The organism is Edaphosphingomonas laterariae (assembly GCF_900188165.1).
GTDB classification, from domain to species: domain Bacteria; phylum Pseudomonadota; class Alphaproteobacteria; order Sphingomonadales; family Sphingomonadaceae; genus Sphingomonas_E; species Sphingomonas_E laterariae.
On the sequence record NZ_FZOS01000002.1, the window covers coordinates 60,747 to 75,233 of the forward strand.

General features: G+C 68.8%; 21 protein-coding genes. All 21 read left to right on the plus strand.

Translation table 11 applies throughout. From position 1 onward, the window contains the following. The first annotated feature begins 95 nt into the window (after positions 1-95). Positions 96-1,208: a phage portal protein gene (locus tag CHB74_RS02685; RefSeq protein ID WP_089218076.1), complete on the plus strand. Its 1,113-nt coding sequence runs from the start codon at positions 96-98 to the stop codon at positions 1,206-1,208. After that, positions 1,205-1,516 carry a DUF6127 family protein gene (locus CHB74_RS02690; RefSeq protein WP_089218077.1) on the plus strand — a complete coding sequence of 104 codons (312 nt, stop codon included), beginning with the start codon at positions 1,205-1,207 and terminating at the stop codon, positions 1,514-1,516. Before CHB74_RS02685 ends, CHB74_RS02690 begins: the two co-directional genes overlap by 4 nt. Next, entirely contained in the window at positions 1,513-1,917 is a 405-nt protein-coding gene (locus CHB74_RS02695) for an HK97 family phage prohead protease (protein ID WP_245842565.1), read from the plus strand. Before CHB74_RS02690 ends, CHB74_RS02695 begins: the two co-directional genes overlap by 4 nt. Next, a complete protein-coding gene (locus CHB74_RS02700) occupies positions 1,917-3,071 on the plus strand; it encodes a phage major capsid protein (RefSeq protein ID WP_245842567.1) in 1,155 nt (384 codons plus the stop codon). The genes CHB74_RS02695 and CHB74_RS02700 overlap by 1 nt, the downstream gene beginning before the upstream one ends. A 111-nt stretch (positions 3,072-3,182) precedes the next feature. Then, complete coding sequence (locus tag CHB74_RS02705; RefSeq protein ID WP_089218079.1) at positions 3,183-3,449, plus strand: spike base protein, RCAP_Rcc01079 family; 267 nt, start codon at positions 3,183-3,185, stop codon at positions 3,447-3,449. Continuing rightward, on the plus strand, positions 3,449-3,598 hold the full coding sequence (locus CHB74_RS21880; RefSeq protein ID WP_179220687.1) for a hypothetical protein: 150 nt from the start codon (positions 3,449-3,451) through the stop codon (positions 3,596-3,598). The genes CHB74_RS02705 and CHB74_RS21880 overlap by 1 nt, the downstream gene beginning before the upstream one ends. Positions 3,599-3,601: 3 nt before the next feature. Continuing rightward, a complete protein-coding gene (locus CHB74_RS02710; RefSeq protein WP_089218080.1) occupies positions 3,602-5,047 on the plus strand; it encodes an SGNH/GDSL hydrolase family protein in 1,446 nt (481 codons plus the stop codon). Positions 5,048-5,062: 15 nt separating this feature from the next. Beyond that, entirely contained in the window at positions 5,063-5,341 is a 279-nt protein-coding gene (locus CHB74_RS02715) for a phage fiber-tail adaptor protein (RefSeq protein ID WP_089218081.1), read from the plus strand. Continuing rightward, positions 5,341-5,877 (plus strand): head-tail connector protein, encoded by a 537-nt coding sequence (locus CHB74_RS02720; RefSeq protein ID WP_089218082.1) that lies wholly within the window; start codon positions 5,341-5,343, stop codon positions 5,875-5,877. The genes CHB74_RS02715 and CHB74_RS02720 overlap by 1 nt, the downstream gene beginning before the upstream one ends. Next, positions 5,874-6,206 carry a head-tail adaptor protein gene (locus CHB74_RS02725; protein WP_089218292.1) on the plus strand — a complete coding sequence of 111 codons (333 nt, stop codon included), beginning with the start codon at positions 5,874-5,876 and terminating at the stop codon, positions 6,204-6,206. The genes CHB74_RS02720 and CHB74_RS02725 overlap by 4 nt, the downstream gene beginning before the upstream one ends. Then, on the plus strand, positions 6,203-6,400 hold the full coding sequence (locus CHB74_RS02730; protein WP_089218083.1) for a hypothetical protein: 198 nt from the start codon (positions 6,203-6,205) through the stop codon (positions 6,398-6,400). The genes CHB74_RS02725 and CHB74_RS02730 overlap by 4 nt, the downstream gene beginning before the upstream one ends. Continuing rightward, positions 6,397-6,774, plus strand: coding sequence for a DUF3168 domain-containing protein (locus CHB74_RS02735; RefSeq protein WP_089218084.1), 378 nt, complete (start codon positions 6,397-6,399; stop codon positions 6,772-6,774). Before CHB74_RS02730 ends, CHB74_RS02735 begins: the two co-directional genes overlap by 4 nt. A 49-nt stretch (positions 6,775-6,823) precedes the next feature. Further along, positions 6,824-7,231 (plus strand): phage major tail protein, TP901-1 family, encoded by a 408-nt coding sequence (locus CHB74_RS02740; protein WP_089218293.1) that lies wholly within the window; start codon positions 6,824-6,826, stop codon positions 7,229-7,231. Then, entirely contained in the window at positions 7,228-7,530 is a 303-nt protein-coding gene (locus tag CHB74_RS02745; protein ID WP_089218085.1) for a gene transfer agent family protein, read from the plus strand. The genes CHB74_RS02740 and CHB74_RS02745 overlap by 4 nt, the downstream gene beginning before the upstream one ends. Next, entirely contained in the window at positions 7,527-7,718 is a 192-nt protein-coding gene (locus tag CHB74_RS02750; protein ID WP_089218086.1) for a phage tail assembly chaperone, read from the plus strand. The genes CHB74_RS02745 and CHB74_RS02750 overlap by 4 nt, the downstream gene beginning before the upstream one ends. Next, the gene (locus CHB74_RS02755; RefSeq protein ID WP_089218087.1) at positions 7,711-8,274 is read left to right on the plus strand and encodes a tail tape measure protein; all 564 of its coding nucleotides are present in this window, start codon (positions 7,711-7,713) and stop codon (positions 8,272-8,274) included. The genes CHB74_RS02750 and CHB74_RS02755 overlap by 8 nt, the downstream gene beginning before the upstream one ends. Positions 8,275-8,277: 3 nt before the next feature. Next, positions 8,278-10,596, plus strand: a complete 2,319-nt coding sequence (locus CHB74_RS02760) for a DUF2460 domain-containing protein (RefSeq protein WP_089218088.1) — start codon at positions 8,278-8,280, stop codon at positions 10,594-10,596. Beyond that, positions 10,593-11,402 (plus strand): DUF2163 domain-containing protein, encoded by an 810-nt coding sequence (locus CHB74_RS02765; protein ID WP_089218089.1) that lies wholly within the window; start codon positions 10,593-10,595, stop codon positions 11,400-11,402. Before CHB74_RS02760 ends, CHB74_RS02765 begins: the two co-directional genes overlap by 4 nt. A gap of 92 nt (positions 11,403-11,494) precedes the next feature. Further along, complete coding sequence (locus CHB74_RS02770) at positions 11,495-11,782, plus strand: peptidoglycan endopeptidase (protein WP_342746565.1); 288 nt, start codon at positions 11,495-11,497, stop codon at positions 11,780-11,782. Between the two features lie 10 nt (positions 11,783-11,792). Next, positions 11,793-13,958, plus strand: a complete 2,166-nt coding sequence (locus CHB74_RS02775; RefSeq protein WP_089218091.1) for a phage tail protein — start codon at positions 11,793-11,795, stop codon at positions 13,956-13,958. A 16-nt stretch (positions 13,959-13,974) separates the two neighbouring features. Beyond that, a complete protein-coding gene (locus CHB74_RS02780) occupies positions 13,975-14,475 on the plus strand; it encodes a DUF2793 domain-containing protein (protein WP_089218092.1) in 501 nt (166 codons plus the stop codon). Positions 14,476-14,487: the final 12 nt, after the last annotated feature.

Below are 14,487 nucleotides of genomic sequence, written 5' to 3' on the forward strand. Positions count from 1 at the left end.
CGATGCGGCCATATGCCTGAGCACTGACAAGTAAGACGCGCGGTGGGCACGACACCTCATCCGCGCGCGCGATTATCTTTGGATGGAGGCAATCCATGCGGCTTTTCGGGTGGAAAAGTGGCAGCGCGGCTATGCGCCCCGCGCTGGCGCAGACGATGACCGGCTGGGTAGCGGACGGACGCTGGCCGCGCGGTTATGACGAACAGGTGCGCGAAGCGGTGCTGGCCAACCCCGTAGCGCAGCGCGCGGTGCGGCTGGTGGGCGAGAGCGTGGCATCGCTGACCTGGATCGCCACCGGTGGCCCCGAGGCGGCGACCGGATTGATCCGGCCGGTGGCGGAAGCGATCGCCAGCCATTTGCTGCTGCACGGCAATGCGTTTCTGTCGATCGGTTGCGGGGGGCAGGGCGATCCCATCCGCCTGCATGCGCTGCGGCCCGAGCGGGTGACGGTGGAAACCGATGGGCAGGGCTGGCCCGCGAGCTATCGCTATCAGGTGGGGCAAGCAGTGCAGCGGCTGGATGCGACCGACGCGCTGGGCAAGCCGGGGGTGATCCATCTGCGCACATTCCATCCCACCGACGATCAATATGGTTTGGGCTGTCTTTCGGCGGCGGCGGGCGCGGTGGCGATCCACAATGCGGCGACGCGCTGGAACAAGGCACTGCTGGACAACGCAGCCCGGCCGTCGGGCGCGATCGTGTTCGATCCCGGTGATCGCGGCGCGGTGTTGAGCCGCGAGCAGTTTGACCGGTTGAAGGCGGAGATGGAAGCGAGCTTCGCCGGCAGCGGCAATGCCGGGCGGCCGATGCTGCTGGAAGGCGGCGTGCGCTGGCAATCGCTGAGCCTGACGCCCGCCGACATGGATTTCGTGAGCCTGAAGGCCAATGCCGCGCGCGAGATCGCCCTGGCCTTTGGCGTGCCACCGCTGATGCTGGGGCAGGCGGGCGACAATACCTATGCCAATTATGCCGAGGCGAACCGGGCTTTCTGGCGCCTGACCGTGCTGCCGATGGGGACACGGATCGCGGAGGGCATCGCATCCGTGTTGCGGGCCTGGTGGCCCGAGCTTGCGATCGAGATCGACATGGACCGGATCATCGAACTGCACGGCGATCGCGAGCCGCTATGGCGGATGGCGATGGGTGCGGACTTCCTGAGCGACGACGAAAAACGCGAGATGCTGGGCTTTGCGCGGAGGGCGCCATGACCGTGCGGACCGACATGCTGGCCCGGCTGATGGAGCAGGCGGAGGCCGAGGGTGCCGATCTGGTGACGCTGCGCGCGCTGGTGGAGGAAGCGAGCGAGAGCGGGGCGGAGCGGGCGATGGCGCGGCTTGGCCTGGCTGACCCGGCGGCCGGCGCCGACCTTGGCGAGCTGCGGCAACTGCTCGGCGCCTGGCGGGATGCCAAGCGCACGGCGAGAAACGAGGTGATCGGATGGGCGATACGGATCGGGCTGGCGCTGTTGCTGCTGGGGCTGGCGGTGAAGACCGGGCTGATCGCGCTGGTGCGGTGAGATTCGCCGGCTATGCCGCCATATTCGATCATGTCGACCGTGGCGGCGATGTCGTGCGGCCGGGCGCGTTTGCCCGCGCGGTGCGGGCTGGGCCCAAGGCCGTGCCGTTGCTGTGGCAGCATGATCCCGGCCGACCGATCGGGCGGATCGAATATCTGGCCGAGGACCGACGCGGCCTGCGGGTGATCGGCCGGCTTTCGATGGCCGATGCGGCGGCGCGCGAGGCCGCCGTCGCGCTCCGTGCGGGAAGCGTGGAGGGCCTGAGCTTTGGCTATCGCGTGCGGCGAAGCGTGGATCGAACAAATCGTGAACTTATGGACCTCGACCTGGTCGAGGTCTCGCTGGTGACCTTTCCCATGCAGCCCAAGGCGCGGGTGCATGCGGTGGCGGGGGACGATTGATGGAGGAGACGTTGATGGACGGCACCTATGAAGTGAAGGCGGATCCGCTGGAAGCGAGCTTCGACGCGGTGGGCCATGCCGGGGAGATCGCCAAACTGCGCGGCGAACTGGCGGCGATGAAGGCGCGGATCGAGGCGCAGGCGGCGGCAGCCGGCCGGCCGTTGCTGGCGGGAACCAAGGCCGATGCGTCGCCCGAGCGGCGGGCTTTTGTCGACGGTTATCTGCGCAAGGGCGTCGAGACGGGCACCAAGAGCTTTGCCGGCACCACGCCTGGCGAGGGCGGCTATGCCATCCCGCGCGAGATCGACGAAGCGATCGACGGCACGCTGAAGGCGATTTCCCCGATCCGGGCGATCGCCAATGTCGTGAAGGTGGGATCGGCGGGCTATCGCAAGCTGGTGACGACCGGCGGCATCGCTTCGGGCTGGGCGGCGGAAACGGGCGCGCGGGGGACGACCGCGACGCCGAGCTTTGCCGAGATCGTGCCGCCCATGGGTGACCTTTACGCCAACCCGGCGGCCAGCCAGGCGATGCTGGACGACGCCCGCTTCGACGTCGAGGGCTGGCTGGCGCAGGAAATCGCCACCGAATTCGCCCGTGCCGAGGGGGCGGCGTTCATCAACGGCAACGGCACCGACAAGCCGCGCGGCCTGCTGGCCGGGCCGATCACCAATGAAGCGGATGGGCTGCGCGCCTTCGGCACGCTGCAATATGTGGCGAGCGGCGGGGCGGGCGCGTTCGCGTCGACCAATCCGCACGAAAAGTTGATCGACCTCGTCCAGTCGCTGCGGTCGCCCTATCGGCAGGGTGCGTGCTTCGTGATGAATTCGGCGACGCTGGCCGCGATCCGCAAGTTCAAGACGGCGGATGGTGCCTTCCTGTGGCAGCCGGCTTTGGCGGAAGGCCGGCCCGACACGCTGCTCGGCTATCCGGTGGTGGAGGCCGAGGACATGCCGGACATCACGGCGAACAGCCACGCCATCGCCTTCGGCAATTTCCGCAGCGGCTATCTGATCACCGAGCGGGCCGAGACGCTGATCCTGCGCGACCCGTTCACCAACAAGCCCTTCGTCCATTTTTATGCGGCCAAGCGCGTCGGCGGGGCGGTGAGCAATTCCGAAGCGATCAAGCTGATGAAGTTCGCCGCCAGCTGAGCCCGTTCCCGACTTTCGCCGGCGGACGGACAGGTTCCGCGGCGAAGGGCACCGCGCGGGGCGTTCCCCATCGCCCCGCGCGGTGCATCCCCCCTTCATTCGGAGACAGATATGGCTGATGCCTTCGCGACCAATGCGGATGCCGTTCATGCGCCAGCGACGCGCGCCGCGGCCATCGTGCCGCATGACAGCAACGCGCTGACCGACATTACCAAGGCGATCTATGTCGGCAGCGCCGGTGACCTGACGGTGCGCGCGTCGCGCGACGGCGCCGACCATGTGTGGCGGGCGGTGCCGGCGGGATCGATCCTGCCGATCCGCGCCAGCCATGTGCGCGCGAGCGGGACCACCGCCGCCGACCTGCTCGGCCTCTATTGATGCGGTTCGGTTTCGGCTTCGCGCTTGCGCTGCCCCGGCGGCGCGCGGCCGGCGGCGGGGGCGGCGTGCCCGCATCGCCGGCCGGCCTGCTGCTGGAGGACGGCGCGACCCTGCTGCTTGAGGACGGCGGCCTCATCATTCTGGAGTGATCCATGCCATCGACGAAGATTTCCGCGCTGGGCGCCGCAAGCGCGCTCGGCGGAGGTGAGCTGCTGCCCGCCGTTCAGGGTGGGGGCAATGTTGCCGTGACGCCTACCCAATTGCGGGCGCATGCGCTGGCCGGCGTGCCACCCCTGCTGGCGCGGCCTGCCGCCCGGCTGATGGTGGATGGCGACAGCAAGCGTGGCGAAGCTGTGACCGCCGCGCGCTGGGTGAACGCCCGCACGCCGATCGAAGCGACGATCGGCAGCCATGACCTTGGCGTCGGCGGATCGACCACGGCCACGCAGGCGAGCACCGGCCTGACCAACGCAACCCGGATGGCGACGATGCAGGCGACGGTGGCCGCGCAGGTGGCATCGGGTTGGGCAGTCGACATGCTGATGACGATCGGCACCAACGACATCGTGCTGGCCGGGCTGACGCCGGAAACGGTGCTGGCCAATCTGCGCAAATATCACAATGCCTTCCGCGCGGCGGGCGGGCGTTTCCTGATCCTGATGGCGGTGGACCCGCGCACCGGGCTGGATGCGACGGCGGCGCGCAAGTTCATCGCGCTCAATCGGGCTTATGCCGATTATTGCACCGCGATCGCCGATGCCATCTGGTGCGACACGGCCGCCTGGTGGCTGGACCCGGCGTCGACATCGTTCGCGCCGGTGGGCGGGGCGACGGGGGCGGCGTTCGGGATGGCGGCGGACGGGCTGCACGGCAACGCTTATGGCGCCTACCGCAAGCAATATGCGCTGGGGCCGATCCTGCAGGCGCTCTATCGGCCCCGCCTGCGCGGACCGCTTTACGGTGGGGATAGCTTCAACACCGCCGATGCGGTGCGCGGCAACATCCTGGGCACGAATGGCCGGATGGTGGCGCTGGGCGGCACCAACAGCATCACCCTATCCGGATCGGGCAGCGTGAGCGGGACGCCGCCGGCGGGCTGGACGGCCACGGGCACGCTGACCGGCGATCTTGGCCTGAGCTTCGCCGTGGCCGGGTGCCCGCCGCTGGACGCTTATGCCGGATCGGCCGGCTGGCAGGCGGTGCGCCTGACCTTCAACGGCACGCCGAGCGCAACGGGCCAGATCGTCCTGACCCGCAATGTCGTGCTGCCCGAACAGGGCGCGGCGCCGATGGCGGGATCGCTGCTGGTGAACGCCAACGCATTGGCCGGATGCCACGGCATCTATCTGGCGAGCGTGAACACCAACCCGATCGGGCGGATCGATCTGGGGGCGGCGGGGACGCCGACGGCGGCCGATCAACTGCCGCAGATGGATGGGCTGCTGGGGCTCGATCTGGCGCTGGTGCCGACCGGCAACCTCAATTCGGGCGTGTCGATCAATATCCGCTGGCTGGGCGGCGTGGCGATGAGCGGCTCGATCGACCTGATCGGGGCGACGTGGCGCCGCGCGGATGCGCCACCTGCGGCTGCGGCCTGAACAAGGGAGGGGGCAATGACCATCCATCTGAAGGACCCCGACGCGACCATCGACTATCTGATCGACTGGGGCGGGAAGCTGGGCGAGCGGAGCGTGGCGGCGAGCGACTGGGCGGTGGCGCCGAGCGAACCAGGCGGGCTGGTGATCGCCGATGACGGGATCGACGGGGCCCGCACGCGGGCGACGCTGAGCGGTGGTGTGGCCGGCCACGTCTATCGCGCGACCTGCCAGGTCGAACTGTCCGACGGGCGGATCGACGAGCGTTCGATCAGCTTGCGCGTGGAGCAACGTTGATGATCGCGGCGGGGGCGAGTGCGCTTACGGCGGTGAGCGTGGAGGAGGCGCGCGCATGGCTGCGCATCGACGGCGAAGCGGAGGATGCCACCATCGCCGGGCTGATCCGGGTGGCGAGCGGGTTGTGCGAACAGTTCATCGGCCAGGTGCTGATGACCCGGGTCGTGAGCGAGACGTTGCCGGCGACGGGCGGGTGGCAGCGGCTGGGGCAGGGGCCGGTACGCAACATGGGCGGCGTCGATGGGCTGCCCGCCGAAGGCGCGGCCTTTGCGCTGCCGGTGGATGGTTATGCCATCGACATCGACGCGGCCGGTGACGGCTGGGTGCGGATCGACCGGGCGGGGATCGCGGGCCGGGTGATCGTGACCTATGAAGCGGGGCTGGCGGCCGATGCCAATGCCGTGCCCGAGCCGCTGCGGCAGGGCATATTGCGGCTGGTGGCCCATTGCCACGCCCATCGCGACGCGCCCGACGATGCCGGCCCGCCGGCGGCGGTGGCGGCCTTGTGGCGCCCGTTCCGGCGGATGCGCCTGTGAGGGCGACCGGGGAGCTGGCCGGGCGGCTGACCGAGCGCGTGTCGATCGCCCGGCGCGAAACCGGGCGAGATGCGATTGGCGGCGGCAGCGGCGAATGGGCCGTGATCGGCGAAGGCTGGGCGGCGACCGAGCCGATGGGAACCGGGCCATTGGTGGCCGGTGATGCCATCCGTTCGCGCCCCCGCTGGCGGGTGACGCTGCGCAGCGGCTTCGACGTCGCACCGGACGATCGCATCGACTGGCGGGGACGGGGGCTGCGGGTGCGCGCCTGCATCGCCGATCCCCGCCGTGCGGATCGGATCATCATCGAAACCGAGGAGGAGCCATGATGCGGCGGATCGAGGCGATGGCCGAGGCGCGTGCCGTTGCGCTGGTGGCGGCGCTGGCGGCGAGCGCAAAAGCGGATTTGCCGCCGGGGGTGCGGGCGGAGCCGGGGGATGGCGGCATCGCCCTGTCTGGCCCTGGCCTGGCGCGTGCAGTGGCTTTTGACGGGCGGATGCGTGTGCCGGGGCGGGCGCGATGAGCGTGCTGTCTGTGCAGGCTGCGATCGTATCGGCGCTGCGTGATGGCTTGGGCGGTGCGGTGAGCGGTGTCTTCGACGGCCCGCCGGCGCGCGCGGCCTTTCCCTATGCGGCGATCGGCGGCTGGGCGAGCAGCGACTGGAGCCACAAGAGCGGACGCGGGCGGGAGCACCGTTTCGCCGTGTCGATCTGGGATGATGGCGTGACGCCCGCGCGGCTGCACGGCCTGGCGGGAGTGGCGGAAACGGCGATCGAGGGCATTGCCGGAATCGGCGGGCTGGTGAGCCTGACCTTCCAGCGATCGCGCGTGATCCGCGATGCGGCGGGGCCGTGGGTGGCGATCATCGAATATCGGGCGCGGGTGCTGGACGGGTGATCCGCGGCGATGGCGACGCGGGATGATGGGACGGGACAGGGAGATCGAAATGGCGGCGGAAAAGGGTAGCGCGTTCCTGCTCAAGATCGGTGACGGTGCGTCCACGCCGGCTTTTGCCACGGTGGCCGGGCTGCGCACGACGCAGATGTCGATCAATGGCGAGGTGGTGGCGATCACCACCAAGGATTCGGGCGGCTGGCGCGAGCTGCTTTCGGGCGCGGGCGTACGATCCGTATCCGTGGCGGGCAGCGGCGTCTTCACCGGATCGGCGGCGGAGGGACGGCTGAAGGCCAATGCGCTGGCCGGCCTGATCGACGATTATCGGCTGAGCTTCGAAGGCGGCGAGCAGATGCAGGGCCGCTTCCTGCTGACGCGGCTGGATTATAGCGGCGATTATAATGGCGAGCGGACCTACACGCTGGCGCTGGAAAGTTCCGGCCCGGTGGTGTCACTGTGAATCCGGCGCGCGGGGAGGCGGCGCTGCGGCTGGTGGGCGAGACGATCACGCTGCGGCCGAGCTTTTCCGCCCTTGTGGCGGCGGAGCAGGAGATCGGCCCGCTGTTCGCGATGGTGGAGCGCGCGGCGGATGGCCGGATGACGCTGGCCGAGATGACGGGTTTGTTCTGGCACACCGCCATCGACCGGCCGGCCGCGCTTGACCGCGACCGATTTGCCGAGGCGGTGGTGGCAGGCGGGCTCGTTCATGCCACGCCGGCGCTGAAGGTGCTGATCGGCCAGATCCTGCAAGGGCGATGATGCGCTTCGCGGAGGCGGCCGCACGACTGGCCGGCATGGCGGGCGCGCTGATGGGCTGGCGGCCGGATGAGTTCTGGCGAGCGACACCGGCTGAACTGGCGACGGTGATCTCGGCACTGTGCCCGCGCGAGCCGGCGGCCGATGCCGAGGCGATCGCCCGGCTGAAGGAGATGTTTCCCGATGGATGAGGAAATCGACCGGCTGATCGTGAGCGTGCGCGCCGATACGAGCGGGTTCGCGCGCGACGTGGCTGAGATGAGGGGCGCGTTGGAGGGGCCGCTGGGTGCGGGTGCCGCGAAGGCGGGCGACATGATCGAGACGGCGCTGGGGCGGGCGATCCGCACCGGCAAGCTGGGCTTCGACGATCTGAAGCGGGTGGCGCTGGCGGCGATGACGGAGATCGCGGCGTCGGCGATCCGCACGGGGATCGGAGGTGCGAACGGCGGGGGCACCAATTTGCTGTCGATCGGCGCGCAACTGCTGGGCGCGCTCGGCCTGCCGGGGCGGGCCACGGGCGGGCCGGTGGCACCGGGTGCCGCCTATCTGGTGGGCGAGCGTGGGCCGGAGTTGTTCGTGCCGACGGCGAGCGGGCGGATCGAGCCGATGAGCATGGGCGCTGCGAAGGAGGTGAGGGTGGCGATCAGCATCAACGCGCCGACAGCCAGCGAGCCGCAGGCCTTGGCGCGATCGGGCCGGCAGGTGGCACGCGCGGTGCGGACCGCGCTGGATGCGGCGGAGGGCTGAGCGATGGGCTGGCGACTGGCCCGCACGGGCGACGCGATCCAGACCGGATTCATCAAACGGTTCGATCCGCGATTCTGGACCGTCAATTTCCCCCGGCCGATGATGGCGGCCGCCACCACGCCGGCGCCGGATATGTTGCGCATCGATGCAACGTTCCTGCGAAGAAACGATCTGGCCGGAATCATCTGGGCGGCGGAGGATGCTGACGACCATCCGTTGCTGGCTTATGAGACGGCGCGCGATTTCCGCCAATGCGTGCTGCGCTTCCGCTGGCGATCGGCCGGGGTGCGTGCGCTCGACATGGTCGACGGGCCGGTGCTGACGATCGAGGGGCGGGATGCGGCCGGCGTGCCCCGCGCCTGGTATGTGCGGTTGTGGAACTATGCCGAGGGCGATCCCGAAGATGCCGAGATCAGCCTGAACTTCGCGCAGCTCGACGGTGGCTTCGCCTTGCCGGGTGAGGCGGACAGGGTGTGGGCCGGCGATGTGGACCGGATGTTCATTTCGCTGGTGGCGCCGGCGCATGACGGGACGGACGCGCCGCTGACGATGCCGGTCGACGGCTGGGTCGAATTGTCGGCTGTGGCTTGCGACGGTCCGGGGTCGGTGTTGGGGATCGGCGACACGATTGTGCCGGCGCACGGTTTTCGTATCGCGACGGGTTATGACGACCTTTATCATCTGACGCCTGCGCGCGTGCTGAGGAACATCGTCCAGCTCGGCTATCGCGGGGTGATCAATCATTATGTCGGCATGAGCCATTATCCCCGGCTGGTCTGGAATGGGGGCGCCGGGCGTTATCTGGCGGGTGAAGCTGGCCTGTGTGATCCGTGCGTGGCCTGGCATCGCGACTTCGCGCGGCGGGCGCTGGACTTGGGCCAGGAGGTGATCTGGTCGCTTTCCTACGAATTGCTCGACCAGCATTGCGCCGAAGGATGGAAGCAGCGTGCCGAAAATGGCGAGCCGGCGCTGACCGGGTGGGATCCGCCATCGACCTTGCTGTCACCGGCAAATGGGGTGGCAATGGCGTGGTTGCGGGAGATCGCCCGGGCCTTCGTTGCGATCGCCACTGAAACGGGCATGGCGGTGCGCTTCCAGATCGGCGAACCATGGTGGTGGGTGGTGCCGGGCGACGGGCGCATTTGCCTTTACGATGCCGCCGCGAGGGAGGCGCTGGGCGGGCCTGTTTCGATTCCCGACGTGCGGGGCGAGCGCGATCCGGCGCAGCGGGCGCTGCTCGATCGGGCGGGCGAGTTGCTGGCGGAATCGACCTTGAGCCTGCGGGACGCCGTGAAGGCGGATGCAACCGACGCGGAGGTGGCGATCCTCGTCTATCTGCCGACGGTGCTGGACCGGGCGGCACCCGAACTGAAGCGCGCCAATGTGCCGGTTGGCTGGGCCCATCCCGCCTTCGATCGCCTGCAACTGGAAGATTATGACTGGGTGACGGCCGGCGACAGCGGATCGACGGGGCGCGGCATCGCCGAAATGGGGGTGCGGCTGGGCTATCCCATTGGCGAGCAGCATTATTTTTCGGGCTTCGTGCTGCGCGGCGAAGACCGCCATCAGTGGTGGGCGATCCATGATGCTGCGCTGGCGAGCCAGCGTCGGGGTGCGGCGGACACCTTCGTCTGGGCGCTTCCGCAGATCCTGCGCGACGGTTTCACGATGTTCGCGATCGGCGACGGGGAGGATGCAGTGCAGGCGTTCGACGATGTGGATTTTCCGATCGCGATCGGTCGGCGGGCGTTGGTGGAGCCGAGCTTTTCCACTGCGATCGTGACGACGGCTGCCGGGATCGAGCAGCGCAACGCCGACTGGGCGGACGCGCGCATGCGGTTCGACGCCGGACCTGGCGTGCGCAGCCAGGCGGATATCGAGGCGCTGATCGGCTTCTTTCGCGCCCGCCACGGGCCGGCGCGCGGGTTCCGGTTTCGCGACCCGCTGGACCATAGCAGCTGGGAGATGACGGGAAGTCCGGGTTTTGCCGATCAGATGCTGGGCACGGGCGATGGCGTGCGAACGCGCTTCGCGTTGCGCAAATATTATGGCGAACAGGAGCGTCGGATCACCCGGCCGGTGCCCGGAACGGTGCGGGTGAGCATCGACGGACTGGAGCAGTTGGGGGGCTGGACGCTGGAGGCTGGAGGCGTGATTGCCTTCGACGACGCGGTGGCGGTGGGGCAACTGGTGCGCGCGGGTTTCCTGTTCGACGTGCCGGTACGCTTTGCCGAGGACCGGCTGGAGGTGGCGCTCGCAACCTCGGCTGCCGGAGAAGCAGCAACGGTGCCGCTGATCGAGATTCGGGAGGGCGGGGCGTGACCGCATGGCTGCAACCGGAGCTGACCACCGTCGCATTATGCTGGCGGCTGGAGCGGCGTGACGGCGTGGCGCTGGGTTTCACGGCGCATGATCGCGATTTGACGATCAACGGCCTTGTCTATCGTGCGGCACCGGGGATGTTGCCGTCCTCGATCAGCCTGTCTGATGGGTTGGAGATCGATACGCTCGACATATCGGGCGCGTTGACCAGCGATGCCATTTGCAGCGATGATCTGGCGACGGGGCGCTGGGACGGCGCGAAGGTGTGGCTGTTCGCGGCGGATTGGAAGAATCCGGGCGACGAGACCTTGCCGCTCGCGCGCGGTGAACTGGGCGAGGTGGCAGTCCGCGATGGCGCGTTCACCGCCGAGCTGGCCGGGCCGACGGCGGTGCTGGAGCAACCCGTGGTCGAATATAGCTCACCCGAATGTCGGGCCGAACTGGGTGATCGCCGATGCCGGGTCGACATGGTAGCGCGACGACGGATGGTTCCGCTTGTTGAGGTAGTCGATTCAGTTACCTATCGATGTGCGACCGGCGGCGGCGATCATGGCTATGGCCGGCTGCGCTGGATCGACGGCCCCAATGCCGGATTGACCAGCGCGATCCTGGCATCCGATGGCGACCGGCTGATCCTGCGGGAGGCGCCGCCGGGGATGGTGAGCGCCGGGACGATCGTCGAGATCAGTGAGGGGTGCGACAAAAGCCTGGCAACCTGCGCCGCGCGCTTTGCCAATGCGGCGAATTTTCGCGGCGAACCGCATCTGCCGGGCAATGATCTGCTGACCCGATATCCCGGAGCATGACCGCCGACATTGTTGCGCGGGCGCGAGCTTGCGTGGGGGCGCGCTTCCGTCCGCAGGGACGCAGCGTGGCGGAGGGGATGGATTGTGCGGGGGTGGCAGGAGCGGCCTTTGGCCTTGATGCCTTGCCGCGCGACTATGCCTTGCGAGGTGAGCTTGCCGCGCGGGCGGAAACCTTTGCGGCGACGGCCGGCCTGCGCCGCATTGCGCCCGATGAAGCGGGGCCGGGAGACCTGATGTTGGTCGCCGCCGGGCCGGCGCAGCTGCATCTCGTCGTGCTGACGGACGGGGGCTTCGTGCATGCGGATGCGGCGTTGCGCCGCGTGGTGGAGCGGCCGGGCCGGCCGGCGTGGCCGGTGTTGACGGTGTGGCGCAAGGATTGAGGAGCACGGGATGGCGACCTTGGTGCTGACGACGGTGGGATCGATCGTCGGCGGGCCGATTGGCGGCGCGATCGGCGCGGTGCTGGGGCAGCAGATCGACCAGCGATGGCTGGCCCCCAAGCGGCATGGGCCACGGCTGGGCGAGCTGGGCCTGCAGACATCGAGCTATGGCCAGCCGTTGCCCAAATTGTTCGGCCGGATGCGGGTGGCGGGCACGGTGATCTGGGCGACCGATCTGCGTGAGCAGCGGCACCGTACCGGCGGGAGCAAGGGGCGGCCGCGGACGACGACCTACAGCTATTCGGCGAGCTTTGCGGTGGCGCTATCCGCCCGGCCTGTCCGCGCCGTCCACCGCATCTGGGCCGACGGCAAATTGCTGCGTGGGGCGGCGGGAGACTGGAAGAGCGAGACCGGGTTCCGCCTCTATCTGGGAGGCGAGGGGCAGGCGATCGACCCCCTGATCGCTTCTGTCGAGGGGATTGGTGAGACCCCTGCCTATCGCGGGTTGGCATATGCGCTGTTCGAGGACTTCCAGCTTGCCGATTATGGCAATCGCATTCCGTCGCTGACCTTCGAGGTCGAGGCCGATGAGGGAGCGGTGAGCCTTGGCGCGATCGCGGCCGACCTTAGCGCCGGCGCGATGGAGGGGGACACGTCTGCGGCGCTGGAGGGCTTCGCCGCGACGGGTGACAGCGTGCGGGGAGTTATCGAGACGCTGGCGCGGGCAATGCCGATTTCGGTGCGGGATGACGGAACGCGCCTGTTGATCACGGACATTGCTGATGCGCCTGTTAACTTGTCGGCCGACGAGATTGGCGCGTCGGCGGATGGCAGGCGCGGCGATCGGATGACGATCGAACGTGGGGCCACGACCGCGCTGCCTGACGAAGTGGCGATCGTTTATTATGAGCCCGCCCGCGATTATCAGGCGGGCTTGCAACGGGCACGTCGCGGCGGGCCGGGCCGCAGGGTGGAGCGGATCGAACTGCCCGCCGCGCTCGCTGTGGGCCGCGCCAAGGCTGCGGCCGAGAGGCGCTTGATGGACATGTGGGCTGCGCGCGAACGCACGGGAGTTCGATTGTCCTGGCGACATCTTGCGCTTCGGCCTGGTCAGCGCGCGCGCGTCGGTGGCGGAGCGGCGATGCGGGTTACCGGCTGGACGCTCGACCGGATGGTGCTGGATCTCAAACTGGCCGGAATGGCGGGCGGGAATCTCGGACAGTCAGCCGCGCCGGGCGGGGGTGTGCTGGAACCCGATCGACCCCATGGGCCAACGCGAATGGCGCTGCTGGACCTGCCGCCGCTTGAGGCGACGGTGTCGACGGTGCCGCATATCTGGGTGGCTGCCGCGGGGACCATGCCGGGGTGGCGGCGCGCTGCGCTGAGTTACAGCCTGAATGGCGGGACGAGTTGGGAGGATATCGGGCCGACGGCCGCCCCTGCGATCATGGGGACGACCGACACGATCCTGCCGCCCGGTGCCGTGGCATTGATCGACGAGGTTGGGACGGTCGACGTCACGCTCGCCAATACGGACATGATCCTGACCGGACGGGACGATGCTGCGCTGATCAATGGCGCCAACCTTGCGATGATCGGTGCGGAGCTGATTCAGTTCGGTCGTGCCGATCCGCTGGGCGGCCGTCGGTATCGGCTGTCGCGGCTATTGCGCGGGCGGCGTGGGACCGAGCCGGCGATGACATCGCACGCGGCGGGGGAGGGTTTCACGCTGATCGAGGCTGAGACGTTGTTGCCGATCGAACTGCCGGCGGGGGCGATCGGTGGCCGCGTGGACGTTATGGCCATCGGCGTGGGTGACGCGACGCCGGTGATGGCTTCGGCCACGATCGGCGCGTCGGCGCTACGGCCACCGCCGCCGGTGCACCTGCGTATGGACGCGGCGGTGATCCGCTGGACCAGGCGGAGTCGCAACGGCTGGTCGTGGATCGATGGTGCCGATGCCCCGCTGGGCGAAGAGGCCGAGCGCTATCGACTGGTGATTGCTCCCTCGGTCGGGAACACGCGCACGGTGGAACTGAGCCAGCCATTCTACGCCTATGGCGCGGCGGAGCGGGCGGCTGATGGTGCGGCGGAGGCGCCGTGGCTCGACGTGAGCGTGCGCCAGATCGGCCTGGGTGGAGCATCCGATGCAGCAATCGCGACGCTGACAGTCTGACCGGAGGAAACGAGATATGGCGGATATGACCGCGCGATTCGCACTGCCCTACATCCAGCCGGGGCAGGCGCAGAAGGAATGGTTTCACAATGAAGCGCTGGCACGGATTGATACCGTGCTGCACCCGGTGGTGCACGCCTTCGACGTCGCTGATCCGCCGAGCGACCCCCTGGAAGGAAGCGCGTGGATCGTCGGTGAAGCGCCGGCCGGTGACTGGGTTGGCCACGCCGGCGAGATCGCCGTGTGGACAGAAGGCGGCTGGCGGTTCGTTGCGCCAGCGCCGGGGATGACGGCGTGGCTTTCCACTGCCAGCCTGTGGCTGTGGCATGATGGTAACGCCTGGCGGAGGGATGGGTGGCCCTGCGCTGGCCTGATGGTTGGGGGGCAGCGCGTGGTCGGTGCGCGCGGTGCCGCGATTGCTGGCCCGACGGGCGGTGCTGTCGCCGATCTGGAGGCCCGGGCGGCGATCCATGCGGTGCTCGAAGCACTGGAAACGCACGGATTGATCGCTGGATGAAACTTTTTTTTG

What these genes read in the sequence shown, in the direction of transcription:
- CHB74_RS02685 (WP_089218076.1), top strand. Translation starts at nt 96, where the DNA reads ATGCGGCTTTTCGGGTGGAAAAGTGGCAGCGCGGCTATGCGCCCCGCG.
- CHB74_RS02690 (WP_089218077.1), top strand. Translation starts at nt 1,205, where the DNA reads ATGACCGTGCGGACCGACATGCTGGCCCGGCTGATGGAGCAGGCGGAG.
- CHB74_RS02700 (WP_245842567.1), top strand. Translation starts at nt 1,917, where the DNA reads ATGGAGGAGACGTTGATGGACGGCACCTATGAAGTGAAGGCGGATCCG.
- CHB74_RS02705 (WP_089218079.1), top strand. Translation starts at nt 3,183, where the DNA reads ATGGCTGATGCCTTCGCGACCAATGCGGATGCCGTTCATGCGCCAGCG.
- CHB74_RS21880 (WP_179220687.1), top strand. Translation starts at nt 3,449, where the DNA reads ATGCGGTTCGGTTTCGGCTTCGCGCTTGCGCTGCCCCGGCGGCGCGCG.
- CHB74_RS02710 (WP_089218080.1), top strand. Translation starts at nt 3,602, where the DNA reads ATGCCATCGACGAAGATTTCCGCGCTGGGCGCCGCAAGCGCGCTCGGC.
- CHB74_RS02715 (WP_089218081.1), top strand. Translation starts at nt 5,063, where the DNA reads ATGACCATCCATCTGAAGGACCCCGACGCGACCATCGACTATCTGATC.
- CHB74_RS02720 (WP_089218082.1), top strand. Translation starts at nt 5,341, where the DNA reads ATGATCGCGGCGGGGGCGAGTGCGCTTACGGCGGTGAGCGTGGAGGAG.
- CHB74_RS02730 (WP_089218083.1), top strand. Translation starts at nt 6,203, where the DNA reads ATGATGCGGCGGATCGAGGCGATGGCCGAGGCGCGTGCCGTTGCGCTG.
- CHB74_RS02735 (WP_089218084.1), top strand. Translation starts at nt 6,397, where the DNA reads ATGAGCGTGCTGTCTGTGCAGGCTGCGATCGTATCGGCGCTGCGTGAT.
- CHB74_RS02740 (WP_089218293.1), top strand. Translation starts at nt 6,824, where the DNA reads ATGGCGGCGGAAAAGGGTAGCGCGTTCCTGCTCAAGATCGGTGACGGT.
- CHB74_RS02750 (WP_089218086.1), top strand. Translation starts at nt 7,527, where the DNA reads ATGATGCGCTTCGCGGAGGCGGCCGCACGACTGGCCGGCATGGCGGGC.
- CHB74_RS02755 (WP_089218087.1), top strand. Translation starts at nt 7,711, where the DNA reads ATGGATGAGGAAATCGACCGGCTGATCGTGAGCGTGCGCGCCGATACG.
- CHB74_RS02760 (WP_089218088.1), top strand. Translation starts at nt 8,278, where the DNA reads ATGGGCTGGCGACTGGCCCGCACGGGCGACGCGATCCAGACCGGATTC.
- CHB74_RS02775 (WP_089218091.1), top strand. Translation starts at nt 11,793, where the DNA reads ATGGCGACCTTGGTGCTGACGACGGTGGGATCGATCGTCGGCGGGCCG.
- CHB74_RS02780 (WP_089218092.1), top strand. Translation starts at nt 13,975, where the DNA reads ATGGCGGATATGACCGCGCGATTCGCACTGCCCTACATCCAGCCGGGG.